The 15,026-nt window shown below is 30.3% G+C and carries 18 protein-coding genes, 2 pseudogenes and 1 riboswitch; of the genes and pseudogenes, 14 read left to right on the top strand and 6 right to left on the bottom strand.

The annotated features are described in order from the left end of the window. Positions 1–3 precede the first annotated feature (3 nt). From KPL51_RS10630 to KPL51_RS10610, 5 genes are all read left to right on the top strand, one after another. Positions 4–1,317: an aspartate kinase gene (locus KPL51_RS10630; RefSeq protein ID WP_244998066.1), complete on the top strand. Its 1,314-nt coding sequence runs from the start codon at positions 4–6 to the stop codon at positions 1,315–1,317. A 55-nt stretch (positions 1,318–1,372) separates the two neighbouring features. Continuing rightward, complete coding sequence (locus KPL51_RS10625; RefSeq protein WP_216160749.1) at positions 1,373–2,662, top strand: homoserine dehydrogenase; 1,290 nt, start codon at positions 1,373–1,375, stop codon at positions 2,660–2,662. Between the two features lie 144 nt (positions 2,663–2,806). After that, positions 2,807–3,631: an undecaprenyl-diphosphate phosphatase gene (locus KPL51_RS10620; protein ID WP_216160746.1), complete on the top strand. Its 825-nt coding sequence runs from the start codon at positions 2,807–2,809 to the stop codon at positions 3,629–3,631. Between the two features lie 269 nt (positions 3,632–3,900). Next, the gene (locus tag KPL51_RS10615; RefSeq protein ID WP_216160743.1) at positions 3,901–4,380 is read left to right on the top strand and encodes a hypothetical protein; all 480 of its coding nucleotides are present in this window, start codon (positions 3,901–3,903) and stop codon (positions 4,378–4,380) included. A 242-nt stretch (positions 4,381–4,622) separates the two neighbouring features. After that, entirely contained in the window at positions 4,623–4,982 is a 360-nt protein-coding gene (locus KPL51_RS10610) for a hypothetical protein (protein ID WP_216160740.1), read from the top strand. Between the two features lie 208 nt (positions 4,983–5,190). Here KPL51_RS10610 and KPL51_RS24500 read toward each other — a convergent pair whose 3' ends face one another. Beyond that, the gene (locus KPL51_RS24500) at positions 5,191–5,325 is read right to left on the bottom strand and encodes an ATP-binding cassette domain-containing protein (protein WP_376770084.1); all 135 of its coding nucleotides are present in this window, start codon (positions 5,323–5,325) and stop codon (positions 5,191–5,193) included. Positions 5,326–5,358: 33 nt separating this feature from the next. Further along, positions 5,359–5,730 (bottom strand): GntR family transcriptional regulator, encoded by a 372-nt coding sequence (locus KPL51_RS10600; protein ID WP_216160737.1) that lies wholly within the window; start codon positions 5,728–5,730, stop codon positions 5,359–5,361. A gap of 269 nt (positions 5,731–5,999) precedes the next feature. Between KPL51_RS10600 and KPL51_RS10595 the strand changes: the two genes are divergently transcribed. The 3 genes and pseudogenes from KPL51_RS10595 to KPL51_RS10585 all read left to right on the top strand — a co-directional run. Beyond that, on the top strand, positions 6,000–6,455 hold the full coding sequence (locus KPL51_RS10595) for a DUF441 domain-containing protein (protein WP_216160734.1): 456 nt from the start codon (positions 6,000–6,002) through the stop codon (positions 6,453–6,455). Between the two features lie 535 nt (positions 6,456–6,990). Next, entirely contained in the window at positions 6,991–7,662 is a 672-nt protein-coding gene (locus KPL51_RS10590; RefSeq protein WP_216160731.1) for a hypothetical protein, read from the top strand. Between the two features lie 154 nt (positions 7,663–7,816). Further along, positions 7,817–7,963: pseudogene (locus KPL51_RS10585) on the top strand (sulfite exporter TauE/SafE family protein); the annotation flags it as partial. A 116-nt stretch (positions 7,964–8,079) separates the two neighbouring features. Here KPL51_RS10585 and KPL51_RS10580 read toward each other — a convergent pair. After that, positions 8,080–8,624, bottom strand: a pseudogene (locus KPL51_RS10580) (ATP-binding protein); the annotation flags it as partial. A gap of 198 nt (positions 8,625–8,822) precedes the next feature. Between KPL51_RS10580 and KPL51_RS10575 the strand changes: the two are divergent. Both KPL51_RS10575 and sugE read left to right on the top strand, forming a co-directional pair. Next, entirely contained in the window at positions 8,823–9,122 is a 300-nt protein-coding gene (locus KPL51_RS10575) for a hypothetical protein (RefSeq protein WP_216160728.1), read from the top strand. Positions 9,123–9,190: 68 nt separating this feature from the next. Beyond that, a riboswitch (guanidine-I (ykkC/yxkD leader) is annotated at positions 9,191–9,294 on the top strand. Positions 9,295–9,352: 58 nt separating this feature from the next. Then, positions 9,353–9,673, top strand: coding sequence for a quaternary ammonium compound efflux SMR transporter SugE (gene sugE, locus KPL51_RS10570; RefSeq protein ID WP_216160725.1), 321 nt, complete (start codon positions 9,353–9,355; stop codon positions 9,671–9,673). An 87-nt stretch (positions 9,674–9,760) separates the two neighbouring features. Here the strand turns inward: sugE and KPL51_RS10565 are convergent, their stop codons facing one another. Then, complete coding sequence (locus KPL51_RS10565; protein WP_216160722.1) at positions 9,761–10,339, bottom strand: HDIG domain-containing metalloprotein; 579 nt, start codon at positions 10,337–10,339, stop codon at positions 9,761–9,763. A gap of 207 nt (positions 10,340–10,546) precedes the next feature. Here KPL51_RS10565 and KPL51_RS10560 point away from each other — a divergent pair, with 207 nt between their 5' ends. Beyond that, positions 10,547–11,437 carry a DUF4392 domain-containing protein gene (locus KPL51_RS10560; protein ID WP_216160719.1) on the top strand — a complete coding sequence of 297 codons (891 nt, stop codon included), beginning with the start codon at positions 10,547–10,549 and terminating at the stop codon, positions 11,435–11,437. Positions 11,438–11,678: 241 nt separating this feature from the next. Here KPL51_RS10560 and KPL51_RS10555 read toward each other — a convergent pair whose 3' ends face one another. Then, the gene (locus KPL51_RS10555; RefSeq protein ID WP_216160716.1) at positions 11,679–12,194 is read right to left on the bottom strand and encodes a hypothetical protein; all 516 of its coding nucleotides are present in this window, start codon (positions 12,192–12,194) and stop codon (positions 11,679–11,681) included. 281 nt (positions 12,195–12,475) lie between these two features. On the opposite strand from KPL51_RS10555, the gene KPL51_RS10550 reads away from it, so the two are divergent. After that, positions 12,476–12,667: a hypothetical protein gene (locus KPL51_RS10550; RefSeq protein ID WP_216160713.1), complete on the top strand. Its 192-nt coding sequence runs from the start codon at positions 12,476–12,478 to the stop codon at positions 12,665–12,667. Between the two features lie 306 nt (positions 12,668–12,973). Next, entirely contained in the window at positions 12,974–13,561 is a 588-nt protein-coding gene (locus KPL51_RS10545; protein WP_216160710.1) for a hypothetical protein, read from the top strand. Positions 13,562–13,630: 69 nt separating this feature from the next. Here the strand turns inward: KPL51_RS10545 and KPL51_RS10540 are convergent, their stop codons facing one another. Further along, positions 13,631–13,771, bottom strand: coding sequence for a hypothetical protein (locus tag KPL51_RS10540; protein ID WP_216160708.1), 141 nt, complete (start codon positions 13,769–13,771; stop codon positions 13,631–13,633). 315 nt (positions 13,772–14,086) lie between these two features. Between KPL51_RS10540 and KPL51_RS10535 the strand changes: the two genes are divergently transcribed. Beyond that, a complete protein-coding gene (locus KPL51_RS10535; protein ID WP_216160705.1) occupies positions 14,087–14,929 on the top strand; it encodes a 4Fe-4S binding protein in 843 nt (280 codons plus the stop codon). Positions 14,930–15,026: the final 97 nt, after the last annotated feature.

Below are 15,026 nucleotides of genomic sequence, written 5' to 3'. Positions count from 1 at the left end.
ATTATGGAAATTATAGTTGCAAAATTTGGTGGAAGTTCATTATGTGATAGTCAGCAATTTAAGAAAGTAAAAGACATTGTAATGTCGGATGATAGGCGGGCCTATGTTGTGCCATCAGCTCCAGGTAAGAGAAAAAAGGGCGATTATAAAATCACAGATCTTTTATATTTGTGCCATGAACATGTGGAGAAATCACTACCCTTTGATGAATTATTCAAATTAATTGAGGAAAGATATACTACTCTGTGTAGTGAATTAGAGCTTTCATTAGACATTTTCAAGTGTTTAAGTGATCTTAAGGAAAGAATAATTAATGGGGCTTCAGAAGAATATGTAGCAAGCAGAGGGGAATATTTAAACGGTTTAATACTAGCTGAGTATTTAGGATATGAATTTATTGATGCTGCTGAGATTATTGTTTTTAAGAAAAGTGGACGGTTGGATGAAAAAGCAACCTATGCTCTTATTAATAGTAGATTATCTAAGGTGAAAAAAGCAGTAATACCAGGATTTTATGGTGCCTCTGCAGAGGGCAGCATAAGAACCTTCTCAAGAGGTGGCTCAGATATTACAGGAGCAATAATTGCTAGGGGTGTAGGGGCAATAGTTTATGAAAACTGGACAGATGTGTCAGGTTTTCTAATGGCAGATCCAAGTATTGTTAAAAATCCTAAACATATGGAAGAGGTAACCTATAAAGAACTTAGAGAACTTTCATATATGGGTGCAAATGTTTTTCATGAAGAAGCGATTTTTCCTGTTAAAAATAGTGGAATTCCAATAAATATAAGAAATACTAATAACCCAATGGAAAAGGGAACTACTATTTTAAATGATAAATTAGAAGTTAAAGTTGGAAATATAACAGGTATTGCAGGAAAAAAAGACTTTACAGTAATAGCAATTGAAAAAACACTTATGAATAGGCATATAGGATACTTACGAAGGATTCTTTCAATTCTTGAAAACAATAGTGTAGCATTTGAACATATACCATCAGGCATAGATTCAGTTTCATTGGTAATTGATGATTCGCAGCTGGATAATAAGCTTGATATAATATTAGAAGAAATTGAAAATCAATGTAAACCAGATTCTTTAGTAGCCTATCCTAACATGGCATTAATAGCAGTAGTGGGAGAAGGAATGATAAGAACTAAGGGGATTTCAGCTAAATTATTTAGTGCCTTATCGAAAAATAATATTAATATTAGAATGATAAATCAGGGCTCAAGTGAGTTAAGCATCTTTGTTGGTGTAGAAAATGAGGACTTTGAAAATGCAATTAGAGCAGTTTACAAGGCCTTCGAAGAGTAAGCATCGCCCTGTGTGATGTTAATAAATTTAAAGTTATAGGAAAGGGGAAATCAGAATGGAAAAAATAAAAATAGCAATTTTAGGTTTTGGAAATGTTGGCACAGGTGTATGGAAGATACTTAAGGAAAATAAAAAAGAAATAATGAAACGTTCAAACTATGAAATAGAGGTAGCTAAAATACTAGTAAAAGATATAAATAAAAAAAGAGATATTATTATAGATAATAAGATATTAACAGATAATATTGATGATATTATAAATGATGAAAGTATTAAAATTGTAGTTGAGCTTATAGGTGGAAGCGGTGAAGCAAAGCAGTACATGATACGTGCAATGAAAGCTAAAAAGCACATTGTAACTGCTAATAAATTAGTTATAGCAAATTGGGGCGAAGAGCTATTTAAAATAGCGGATGAAGAAAAGGTACTATTTTATTATGAAGCAAGTGTGGCTGGTGGAATTCCTATAATAAGGGAAATTAATGAGAGCCTTACAGCCAATAGAATTCAGCAGATAATTGGAATTATAAATGGAACAACTAATTATATATTAAGTAAAATGACTAATGATGGAATTGGTTTTGATGAGGCATTAAAAGAGGCTAAGGCAAAGGGTTTTGCAGAAGCAGATCCAACCTCTGATGTGGATGGTTATGATGCTGTGTATAAACTTGCTATAATGGCTTCACTATCCTTTGGGACAAAGGTCGATCATGATGCTATTTACAGGGAAGGAATAAGAAATATTAGTTCCTTGGATATAGAGTATGCTAAAAAATTTGGTTATACAATAAAGCTACTTGCCATAGCAAAAGAAGAAAATAACAAATTAGAGCTAAGAGTACATCCAACCCTAGTACCCTCTAGTCACCCCATGGCAAATGTAAATGACGTTTTTAATGCCATTATGATAAAGGGAAATGCGGTAGGAGAACTAATGTTATATGGTAAGGGTGCAGGAGATTTACCAACTGGAAGTGCAGTTGTAGGTGATATAATATCCATATTAAGAAATAATGTAAAGCCGGCCGATTTAAGTGATATTAATGAGAAAGTTGAATTTAAAGAAATAAAAAAACCAGAAGAAAATGAATCAGAATTCTATATAAGACTTAATGTTAAAGATAGAGCAGGAGTTTTAGGAGATACAGCGAAAATATTCGGTGAAAATAATGTTAGCATTATATCCATGACCCAAGATGTAAGGGATGAAGACGATGTACCACTAGCATTTATTACCCATAAAAGTGTTGAAAAGGATATAAAAAATTCCCTTGAAAAAATAAAATTATTGAAAAATGTTAACACAGTAGAAAGTATAATAAGAATAGAATCCTTTAATTAGTAAATATTTTATGTTGAATTTATGAAAAATGTGTTATCATCATATATGTCTATCTTATCTTGTAATTATTGGTGTTTCCATAATGGAATCTATAGCAGGTATACTTTAGATAAAAACGATATGTTGAATAGGAGAGATTGATAAATGCAATTTATTGAGATAATCAAGGCAATTATTCTTGGAATTGTTGAAGGTATAACGGAGTGGCTACCTATCAGCAGTACGGGGCATATGATTTTAGTTGATGAGTTTTTACAGCTCAGCATGAGCAGTGCTTTTAAAGAAATGTTTTATGTAGTTATTCAGCTTGGGGCAATCATGGCGGTTGTGGTTTTGTATTGGAAAATGCTGCTTCCTTTTTCATTTAAAGAAAAGTTTACTATAAAAAAGGATATAATGTCGCTATGGTTTAAAATTCTAGTAGCGTGTGTCCCGGCAGCAATCATTGGTCTGTTGTTTGATGATAAAATTAATGCACTGTTTTATAATTATCAGACGGTTGCAGTTACTCTAATTCTGTATGGTGTTCTGTTTATTATTATTGAGAGAAGAAACACAAATAAAATACCAAATATTAATAAACTATCACAAATTTCATATAAAACTGCAATGATGATAGGAGTATTTCAAGCATTGGCATTAATTCCTGGCACGTCACGCTCAGGAGCGACAATAGTGGGTGCAATACTAATAGGTACATCAAGAACAGTTGCAGCAGAATTTACATTTTTCCTGGCTATTCCTGTTATGTTTGGAGCAAGCCTTTTGAAAATCTTAAAATTTGGTTTAATATTTACGAGTACTGAACTTACTATATTATTTACAGGGATGATAGTTGCTTTTGTAGTATCAATAGTGTCTATTAAATTCTTAATGGTTTATATCAAGAAGCATGATTTCACTGCATTCGGTTGGTATAGAATTGTGCTTGGAATTATAGTGATTATTTATTTTGGATTTATAGCTTAGAGTTATTATATTTTCTAGGAATAAAAAGGTATTTACAACATAAAAATATTATGTTGTAAATACTTTTTTATATTATATTAAGTTTAATTTTGATATAAATTCATGGGTTAATATCTAATTTATTGCATTTTTCATTCAGAATTGTAAAATATTATAATCGTATGTATGTAAAATGTTTCAAATCTATTTTAATATTCTGTATAATTAAATAAGGATATAATTGTAAGGTAATGCTCAATAAATTGAAAATAAAGGGGGGTAGGTTTATCATGAAGAAAATGTATAAAATAGGTATAGGTATTATTTTAATATGTGTGATTGCTATTGGCATATACTATACATTCCCCAAAAGGATTAATGTGACCTTGAATGGTGTCAGTTATAAAAACAATAATAAACAGCAACAAGAACAAGTTATAATAAAAATTGATGGTAGTTATGGAAAGAGAATTTTAAAGAAGGATTTGTTTGTAGGAGCTATTACAATCGGTAACTTGCGTTGTGATGGAGTTGAAATCTCTGTTGGTGATAATTCTAGTTTCCTAACATATATTGATAAGAATAAAGAACCTGGTAAGATCTACTATGGAGAAATGTTCACAAATAACAAACTTACCAAATTAACCATTTCTGTATTTGGTGAAAATGTCACTATGATTTCTGCCCCTGCGAAGGATAGAGTTGAGGCTGTCAAAATTTCTAATGAGTTAATGAAAAATGTTTTAGAAGAAAATTTTAAATTTAAATAAATTTTTATGGTCAATCTTTAGGCACAGTGCTCTTATAAAATTGATTAATTATAAAAAAATATATGGTATTTTATGATCTAACGTACATAAAAATGCTAGTTATATAGTATATTTAGTTTAACTTTGATGTAATGTCAATAGTTTTACTATCAATTTGAACATGATTACTGTCTACCCACTTAACAACATACCAAAGAGTTAATTTATAAGGGGGGTAGCGAGGGAATAATCATTACAATATTTTGGATGGGAGTGAATATAATGAGCGTTGGAGTGTTTTTTTATTAATAATTCTTCTTTTTTCTGTTATTTACTTTGCTGTTAGATTAGCAATTATACCATTAATAAATGAACCAGATGAGGAGAGAATATATCAACAAGACTTTGGATTAGTTAAGTTACGGGATATAGATATATTAAGTCCAACTGAACTTGATGAAGTAATTGAAATATATCAGAAAATAGGCACAGAAGATGAAGATTATGAGCAATATCACAAATCTGAAAAAGTTCTAAATGAATTGAAGGAAATCGGGTATTTTACCGATGAAGAATTTTCAAATAGGATAGAAAAATTTAAAAAATATTTCAAAGTAAAATAATGTTTATAATAACATTAAATTAGTGCAGATCAATAGCATAAAAGAATCCCACGCCTTAAGACATGGGATTCTTTTATGTTAATAAATACGAATTTGTTTGTAATTATTTTATTGATGAGAGAAATTTAATTAATTTCTTTTTTAATCACAGGATCAAGGCCTGAGGTGGGCTCATCAAGTATTAGAATATCTGGATTAATGCTTAAGTTTAAAGGATAGCTGTTTTACCAGCACCGTTTTCACCGATAATACCAAATATGCTCCCTTTATCTACATGTAAATTTATATTCTTAAGAATATATCTATCATCTATGCGTTTGCTAACATTTTTTATATCTATCAATTTAATCCCCCCATTCTACAAATTTATAATAGCTTAAAACTCACTATAAATTTCACTTAATATTTCAATTAGTTTATTTTTATCAACTCCTATATAATGTGCTTCTATAATTATTTTCTTCATATGGTCTCTAATTTCTTTCAGCTTTTCTTCATCCATTATAGGCTGAAAATTTTCTACTACAAAGGTTCCTTTTCCTCTTATAACTTCAATTGCACTCATTCGCTCCAGCTCATTATAGGCTTTGCTTATAGTATTAGGATTTATTGTTATAAGCGAAGCAAGTTCACGTACAGAAGGCAGTTTATCTCCAGGTTTTAATATTCCTTTTATTATATTTTCCTTTATTTTTTCAATAATCTGTTCATAAATAGGTTTACTGCTTCTGCTATCAATATTTATCAAGGGGTTCACCTTCTTTCAATGGACTAATTTCCTGTTTTATTTGAGATATGTGTACTAGGTGTATTATTCCATCTAGTACACTTATAAATATAATATACTACATTTATATTGTCAAGTTATATTTGTGAAATATTACAATATTCATAATGAAATAATTAATTAGTATGCCATTTTGTTAGGATTAAAAACAGCTGAGTTGAATAGAATATTTTGAGTGGACAATTTATTTGAAAACATGGTGAAAAATATATCTCAGGAGATGATTAGTTTTGAGTTCTAATATTATTTTATTGATAATTCTTGCGGCCTCCATATTTGGTAAGGCTAATTCAGTTGCTATTGCTACATGTGCGTTACTTATGTTGAAGCTCTTAGGACTAGACAGATATGTATATCCTGTTATAGAGAAAAGTGGAATGACGGCGGGACTTATACTTCTTATAGCCGCCATAATGATACCTATTGCAAGTGGTCGCATTACAGTAGATAATATAAAAACTGTATTTACATCATGGGTAGGTATAATAGCTCTGGTTCTTTCGTTTTTAACAACATATCTAAGTGGGCAAGGATTAAACTATCTTACGGTTCAGGGTCATAGTGATATTATGCCAGCCATGATAATAGGTGCAGTTGCAGCTGCAGCTTTTTTAGGAGGGGTGCCTGTAGGACCACTTATTACATCTGGAATGGTAGCTTTATTCGCAAAGATGATCCATAAATAATAAGATTATAAAGAGGAAGCAGGAGAAATCCTGTTTTTGTTATTTCTATAAATTTAAAGTTGCCATCTAAATAGCAAAAAATGTATAATGATATTATATGGTTGCATATTGCTTGAATTGCTTTATAAAATTACACATTAATTTATTTATAAATGTAAATTAAAAAGGGGTGGTTGTTATAAACAAGAGAATCTCACTAACAATTTTATGCTTATTAATGATATTAACTGGCTGTACAACCCGAAATTCAAAGAATAAAAATGATCAAATTACATTGTTGAAGCCAAAGATGGTTATAGACGAATTTTTCAACTATTATAGTCATAAGAACTTAAAAGGTATGAACTCATTAACAACACCGAGACATCATTTTTCAGAAGCTGGTTGGGAATTTGATAATTTAGATTATATTTACCAATAACCTTTGAAGTTATTGTAAGAGACAAGTTTTACACCTGAAAGTATATAAAAAGTTTATATTTTCCCAACAGCAGTAGCTTTTTATGCAGTATATTTTTTTGAGGGAGGGTTTTATTTGAAAAAAGGTGATTTTTTATGGGCTTTTATACTTATATTATTTATAGTTATTTTAGTAGTTCCAGGAACGCGAGCAGCCTTTATTACTGCTACTGATTTGCATCCATATGTTGGAGGATTTATTAAATTTGGAATACTAGCAACTATGGGTGATTTGCTTGGAGCAAGAGTTTTAAATGGCGATTGGGATATTCCTAAGGGTATTGGTTATAAAGTTATTGTATGGGGAATTATAGGCTTAATGATTACACTTGTATTTACAGTATATATGGGTGGGGTAGCAGCAGCTCAAGCATCTGGTAAATTACCATTTCAAGGTTCCACACTGGCACAAGCATTTTTCGGAAGTGCTATTATGAATCTTACTTTTGGACCTATGATGATGGCATTCCATAGGTTTACAGATATGTATATAAGTTTAAAGTATGAAAAAAATGATGGCAAAGTTACAATGAGTGAGCTAATCGATAAAAATGATTGGCATTCCTTGGTGGAGTTTAGTTGGATCAAAACATGTCCTTTTTTTTGGATACCTGCTCACACCGTAGTGTTTTTATTACCAGCACAGTATAGAGTTATTGCCTCGGCATTTCTGTCTATAGCGTTAGGACTCTTACTTACAATTGCTAAAAAAGGAAAACCAGTTGTGAGTAAAACTGCAACACAATAGATAACATTATTTTTATCTTTCTTTGTGAAAGAAGACTTCGTTCTCTGTAGATAAAAATAAATTACATTGATTAGTTATTTATATATAACATAATATTATAGTCTCAATTGTAGCATAATATAAGCATAGGCTATAATAAAAAAGGGGCTAAATAATGGGAATCATAAATTCATTTGATCTATCAACATGGCAATGGGTATGGGTAATAAGTTCAGCTTTTTTAGTTGGATTTTCAAAGACTGGAATTAGTGCTTTTATGATGCCAGTTATACCAATCCTCGCCAGTGTATTTGGGGGGAAGCAGCAAGAGCAGAGCAGTATGGAAAAGGGTAAGTAAAAATCACGATATATAATAAACAAATTTCTCCTTAGAAATTAACTTGAAAAGCAATCAACATTTCTGTGGATTGCTTTTCTTTATAACCTATATCTAATTAAAAAACTAACACCCACATCCCTATTTAGAGCTTCTATTTCACCATTGTAAAAACTTACGATTTTTTTGCTAATAGCCAGACCAAGACCAAAATTGCCAGTCTTATCTTTGTAGAAATTATCGAAAATGTGACATAGATGTACTTCTGGAATACTAGGTCCATCATTATAGATCTCTATTACTGCAAAAGTACCATCTTTTTTTAGGGTTATAAAACATAATCAAGGGTATTTAAATATAACATCTGTTTAACTTTTTTTTCTAAGTTTAAAGCCTCATCTTTTATTATTTCTGCGCTTTTCTCCACTGACTCTACATACACACCATCAATAATTGCCGCAGCGTGACTCATAATTACCATAATGGGTGTTTTTAAATCGTGGGATATACTTTGTAAAAACATTTTCTCTTCTTCATCCGCACGCTTTAATTCTCTTTGCATCATATTCATTGAGTTTGCTAGTCGTCCAATCTCATCGGCATTTTTAACAATTATAGGTTCCTTCCAATCTTTATGGGCTATTCTATCATATAATTTTCAAAATATTTCAGATAATTTATGTGAAGATTATGTGTTTACCAGTAAGAATAATAATTTCTATTATAAATCCGATTATGGCAACAATAAAAATGACACTATAGCAAGGAACACCCCTTTAGAATAGTATAAAATATATATAAATACCTATATTTTAATAAAATATAATTGGGGGTGATTCTAATAATGGGTGACTATGTAATATTTTGTGTTCTCATTTTAACAACTTTTCTTATTATTTCTTTCCCGATAATATTAGATATAATTAGTATTAAAAAGACACATGAGATTAGAGATACAAAAGGTTTAACTAGGAGGAGTATTACATTAGGCTTAATATTTATTTATATATCCATCCAAATTTATTTAATTATTTTTAACAAAGAGAACACACTTTCAGATGAGTTTAAGACTATTATAGTTTCTGTTGTTTCATATTATTTTGGTAAAAGCACAGCACTGGATGATCCAAATAAAAAAAGTTAAATATAAGTGAATATTGACAACCTTAAAGATTTTTGTTATTATTTAAAAATAAATAATATAAAATATGCATTAAAGTTTTATAGGGTTCCGCAGTTACAATTAATAACTGGTCTGGTCCAAGATAAAACGCACGGTTTAACTGTGTACACGGAAGGATAAAAGCCTGGGAGATATTATACAATATCGTCTTTGGCTTTTTTTTATTTTGTATATTAAAAGGAGAGGGAATTATGCAATGGTTATTTTTAGTTATAGCAGGATTTTTTGAAATGGAGTGGGCTATAGAATTAAAATATTCACAAGGATTCACAAAACTTGTACCCAGTGTATTTACCATATTAGGAATGATAGCAAGTTTTTATTTTCTGTCTTTAGCATTGAAAAGCCTTCCAATAGGAACTGCATATGCGATTTGGACAGGGATTGGTACGGTCGGTACAGTGATTTTAGGAATAATATTATTCAAAGAACCTATGGATACAATGCGATTAGTTTGTATTGGGTTTATAATAATAGGAATTGCGGGCTTAAAATTGGCATCACCTAATTAATTAAACTAATATAAATAAAAGAGAGTAAGTGAACAACAAAAAACATGCTAAACAGTAAAGTTAGCATGTTTTTTATTTTGAAATTTTCTATAGTTCTCCTTTTAGTCCAATTTCGCCAGCAACACTCTGCATACCTTTTATGGTTTCATTAAGTATGTCGCCAATTTCCATTCCCATTCTTTCTGAACCTGAAAGAATAACATCTCTGTTGACACCGGCTGCAAAACTCCTTTGCTTGAATTTCTTTTTAACTGACTTTACTTCTAAATCAAGTACACTCTTGCTTGGTCTCATAAGTGCAGTTGCTGTAATAAGCCCAGTGAGTTCATCAATAGTAAACAGAACATTTTCCATTTTATGTATTGGTTCTACATCTATGCAAAGGCCAAAGCCATGGCTCTGAACAGCATGTATGTACTCCTCAGGATAACCCTCTGCCTCTAATATATCCCTTGCTTTAACACAATGCTCCTGGGGATACATTTCATAATCCACATCATGAAGAAGCCCAACTATGCCCCATTTATCTACATCTTCATTGTTTAACTCAGCAAAATGCCTCATAACGGCTTCAACCGATAGACCATGTTTTATCAAACTGTCACTTTTATTATATTTTTTTAATAACTCAAAAGCTTGTTCTCTGTTAGGAGATGCTTTTTCCATAAGTAAAACCTTCTTTCTCTTAGTTAATTATCTTATTTTTATGATAAATTATAGTCCAATAAGAAGATTAAGTCAATTTTTCAATAGAGCAATATATTTATGTGTAGATTTATAATTGTATCCAATTTACGGTAACAATAGTATACTTGAGTAAGTATGTTGTGTCGAACTTGTATTACCAAATAAAATTCTAAGGAGAGTAAATAAATGAAATATTATTTTGATAGAATAGAAAAAGTAATGCGAGCCCTTATTGAACGTAGAAGGCTTGAAAAAGTATTGTTAAAAGGAAACTTATCAGCTACATGCAAAGAATTATATGATAGCTCAACAGTAATTATTTTAACAGGTTTTTATATTAGTAATGCTAACGCAGCAGAAAATGACGGACCTTTAGGTACAGCATCCTTAGCAAATGCTCTAGAAAAAATTGGTAAAACAGTTGTGATTTTAACTGATAATAATTGTAGTGAAGTTGTTGCTACATGCATGAAGTCAATGGAAGTTAAAGCGAAGCTAGAAGTAGTTCCCAGTACGGGTGAAGCTAAGTTTTATTCTGATCTATTAAATAAATATAAACCTACACATATTGTTTCAATTGAGCGTCCAGGAAGAGCAGTGGATAATGAATGCTATAATATGAACGGTATAAAACTAACGGGATATGTTGCTGACTGTGATAATTTGTTTTTAATGGCACAAGAACAGGGTATAGTTACAATTGCAGTCGGTGATGGTGGAAATGAAATAGGCATGGGGAATATAGAAAATGATATAAAGAGGTATGTTAAAAATGGGGAAAAAATATGTGCAAAGAGTACCTGTGACTATCTTATTGTAGCGGGCACTTCTAACTGGGGTGCTTATGCAATTGTATCAGGGTTATCATTACTTTCGAATAAGAATATTTTTCATGACTATTATACAGAAATTAAAATGCTTGAAAAAGTAATTTCAGTAGGTGGGGTTGATGGATACACGGGCAAACCGAGTATGACAGTAGATGGCATAAAACTTAGTTACAATGTTCGGCAGGTGGTTAACTTTAATTTGATTGTAGAAAGTTATCTTTCATTAAATAGAAATAATGTAATTTAATTATAAAAAAAGGGCTGAAGCATAAAAACAAAAAAACTGTGACTATTAATCACAGTTTGTTATATTAAAGTAAAGGGGGACTTCGCTTTAATGAATATTTAATCTATATTTAAATAATAACATATAGTTGTGACAATAAAATGAATAAATTGTGTAGTATTTGTTAATTATTAAGAAATATCGGTTTTTATGGAAAAATAGCAAAAGTAACGTAAAAAAATGAGTACTCATTAATGAGTACTCATTTTTTTACATTAAATAATTTTTCTAAAATACCTTTTTTCCTATTTAGAACTACTTCTGCAGCTGCACTAACCCTTTGTCTTTCAAGAGTTTCAGTTAAGGTATTAAGCAATTGAATATCATGTTCTTTAATTGTTTCAGGTAATGATAATATGGCTTTATGTTTCTCTTGATCTTGTCTAAAAAGGACTTGTGTATTTTCTAATAATTTATTAATATCGTAGAGCTGTCCGTCTTTTACTGTTAACTGCTCTTTAAGAAACTCGATATTATTTTTAAGTATGTCAATCATATCTTCTTTTAATTGGGTTACTTCTGTAGCTGCAACTTCTTCTTCGGCTGTTTGATTATATTTTAGACATTGTTTAATTGCATCTAGGCCTTCGTCATCTACACATGTTTTCCCATTATGAAATATTAAAAAAGCTTTTATTTCAGGTAACTTCATCTTAGCATAAACAGTGACTGTACTTATTTTTAACTTTTTAGAAATTTTTAATGCATCATAGATCATGGTAATCGCCTCCTAAGTTTATTTAGAATATATTCTCCATATATTTCCAAATTCCTTTTTTTTTTGAAGTCAAATTTAATTAAATTCTTCTAAAATTTAATAAGAATTTAACTCAGCGATTAACTGAAGATATGGCAAACCTTTGAAACTATCAATTTTCATGGAGTTAAGGCTTGTTAATAATGTGTCAAATTTAATTGTTTTATTTATTATCAATATCAAAAATTATAATACATAAAAAAAGAGGTTTGTGGAAAAATAGCAATAGAGGAGTGATAAAAATGGAGATGAACACTAGAGACACTATTATGAAAAAATTATTAGATGCACAAGAAAATGTTAGAGACTATCAATCATTTTCAAGAGAAGTATCAGAAGAAGAAGTATGTAATACATTTAAAGAATTTGCAGAACAATCTGCAATGCAAGCTAAGAAATTACAGGAATTATTAAACATGCAAGATGGAAATTAAAATAACTATGTTAGGTAATTATTAATAATTCAATTATTATACGGTATATATATAAGAAGGTAAAGGCTACTTGTTTATAATATATATACTTGTCAAGGATATATTGATGCTGAAGAAGATGATTTCTGTTCAATGAACAAGAGTCATCTTTTTTTATTAAACATTAACTTTACAATATGGACATATGGGTTTATTTCTATGGTCAAGGTTACAAAAAAAGCAGATGGGGAATTGAATTAAATCTATGTAACACCTTCATATTATTAACATATAATAATAAGGTAATAAAACATATGGAGGCAGTATATGTACTATAGGCAAGATTCCGAAGAATATAATGAAAAAAATAATACTGACAGTTGCAATGAGCTTGATGAATATGAGGAACTTTTTATAAATATGCCCTATTATAGACAACAGACACTTAATTCACCTCAATATTATCAAATGGTACCATTTTATCCTCTAATGTGGAATATGCAAACCATTAAAGGTCAAGACAATAAATACCGTTATAAAGGGAATTATTCTACTGAACAGAATATGCCAATGAAGCATATGCATATGCTTGATGAAGAAGATGAAGATTTGAAAATGCTATATCCTAAGATTTATATTAGGATACAACCAATTGTAAAGCATCATTGTGACATGATGGTCACCATGTATGGTACTATGTATTGCCCTAGTAAGAATGAAATTGATCATATTTGCAAAGAAATGTGTGACAATTATGAAAAACATTATAGGGATGATGAAGATGACGATAATCTAAATGATGATGAATATAAGAGACAAAGACGACACTTCAATAGAAGACGGGGAAATCAGGATTTAATCAAAATACTGCTTATTAGAGAATTACTAGGAAGAAGACACGGTGGTGGATATTAAGTAATAATATAGAGTTAAATTGAGGACAGCATTCATGATATGAATGCTGTCTATTTTTTATTTAATCTCCTATTTAATCTCCTTTCTAACTGACTTATATTTAGATTTGTTCTTATCTTCAGGATCAATATATTCGTAATCATTTTGTTCGTTTTTCTTTATACCTAATGAAGCCATTTTATTTTTGGTTACAGTTAATTTATTGCTCATATTATCTCACCTTTCAGGCTAATATTTAATAGCACCTTCTAAAAACTATGAAAGAGTAATAGCACCACATTTTTATTTAGTATGTGTATATATCTTCGTCTTATTCTTATTCATTGTGATTTTATTTTTCAAAAAGTTGAAAATCTATAAGCAATCAAATATTGATTCACGTGAAGAGTTATTATTTACACCAGTAGTAGAAAAAACAGTGAAAAACTTAAACTGTATATTCCATGTAAACTATTAACACAAATATATGTTATATTTATATTATAAGAAAATATTATATTTTAGATAAGATGGAGGGGTTATGACATGAACAAAGAGAACCTACTTAAAATAGCATCAGAGTTTGTTTACAGGTCGAAAGAAAATTATATAATAAAAGAAATAGCTATTTCTGAAAACGTTGTGGGAATGAAGATTTTTGAAGCTCCGATTTTTGGATATGCTTCTTCAGAGGATGAGTGTTTTACATTATTTAAAAAGCCGTCTGTAATTGGAGAACACTTTTTGCTACCTAGAGAATGGTTACCTCAATCAAAGACTGTTATCTCATTTTTTTTACCCTTTAGTGAAGCAGTAAAAAGGGGAAATGGAAGGGATAGTGCATGGCCTTCTGAAGAATGGTTGCATGGACGTATTGAAGGACAAGCCTTTATAAATAAGTTATGTAAATACCTGAAAGCAGAGTTGATAAATGCTGGATATAATAGTCTAGTTCCTGCCTTAGAGGAAAGGTTCTGGGCAAAAACTGCATTAAAGGGTGGCTTAGTACATCCCGAAGCATCGTTTACTAGCAATTGGTCCGAAAGACATGCGGCCTTTGTATGTGGACTTGGAACATTTGGGCTATCGAAAGGTCTTATAACAGCAAAAGGTGTAGCCGGAAGATTTGGTAGTATTATTACAGAATTATATTTGCCACCGGATAAAAGAGAGTACGAAAACATCTATGAATATTGTTCAATGTGTGGTGCATGTGTAAAAAAATGCCCAGTTAACGCAATTTCCATAGAAGACGGTAAAAATCACATGATATGTTCTAAATTTTTAGATCAAACAGCTGAAAAGTATAAACCTAGATATGGTTGTGGAAAATGTCAGATAGGTGTACCTTGTGAAGGAAAAATACCTAAACAGCATAAAATAAAATAAAATAAAATGATCATTTTTGCGAAGAGAAATAATTTATGTGCATCAGATAATAGATTGTGATTAAAAAGTATTTAAGAATATAAAGGATTACAAATAA

Origin of the sequence: Clostridium bowmanii, from assembly GCF_018861315.1 — a bacterium.
In the GTDB taxonomy this organism is placed as follows: Bacteria; Bacillota; Clostridia; order Clostridiales; family Clostridiaceae; genus Clostridium_AD; species Clostridium_AD bowmanii.
The sequence above is the reverse complement of the archived record's forward strand: the minus strand, read 5'-3'. Positions and strand labels throughout refer to the sequence as shown.

Excerpts from the sequence above, each read along its gene's own strand:
- KPL51_RS10630 (WP_244998066.1), top strand. The coding sequence starts at position 4 with ATGGAAATTATAGTTGCAAAATTTGGTGGAAGTTCATTATGTGATAGT.
- KPL51_RS10625 (WP_216160749.1), top strand. The coding sequence starts at position 1,373 with ATGGAAAAAATAAAAATAGCAATTTTAGGTTTTGGAAATGTTGGCACA.
- KPL51_RS10620 (WP_216160746.1), top strand. The coding sequence starts at position 2,807 with ATGCAATTTATTGAGATAATCAAGGCAATTATTCTTGGAATTGTTGAA.
- KPL51_RS10615 (WP_216160743.1), top strand. The coding sequence starts at position 3,901 with ATGAAGAAAATGTATAAAATAGGTATAGGTATTATTTTAATATGTGTG.
- KPL51_RS10575 (WP_216160728.1), top strand. The coding sequence starts at position 8,823 with ATGGGTGACTATGTAATATTTTGTGTTCTCATTTTAACAACTTTTCTT.
- sugE (WP_216160725.1), top strand. The coding sequence starts at position 9,353 with ATGCAATGGTTATTTTTAGTTATAGCAGGATTTTTTGAAATGGAGTGG.
- KPL51_RS10565 (WP_216160722.1), bottom strand. The coding sequence starts at position 10,339 with ATGGAAAAAGCATCTCCTAACAGAGAACAAGCTTTTGAGTTATTAAAA.
- KPL51_RS10560 (WP_216160719.1), top strand. The coding sequence starts at position 10,547 with ATGAAATATTATTTTGATAGAATAGAAAAAGTAATGCGAGCCCTTATT.
- KPL51_RS10555 (WP_216160716.1), bottom strand. The coding sequence starts at position 12,194 with ATGATCTATGATGCATTAAAAATTTCTAAAAAGTTAAAAATAAGTACA.
- KPL51_RS10550 (WP_216160713.1), top strand. The coding sequence starts at position 12,476 with ATGGAGATGAACACTAGAGACACTATTATGAAAAAATTATTAGATGCA.
- KPL51_RS10545 (WP_216160710.1), top strand. The coding sequence starts at position 12,974 with ATGTACTATAGGCAAGATTCCGAAGAATATAATGAAAAAAATAATACT.
- KPL51_RS10540 (WP_216160708.1), bottom strand. The coding sequence starts at position 13,771 with ATGAGCAATAAATTAACTGTAACCAAAAATAAAATGGCTTCATTAGGT.
- KPL51_RS10535 (WP_216160705.1), top strand. The coding sequence starts at position 14,087 with ATGAACAAAGAGAACCTACTTAAAATAGCATCAGAGTTTGTTTACAGG.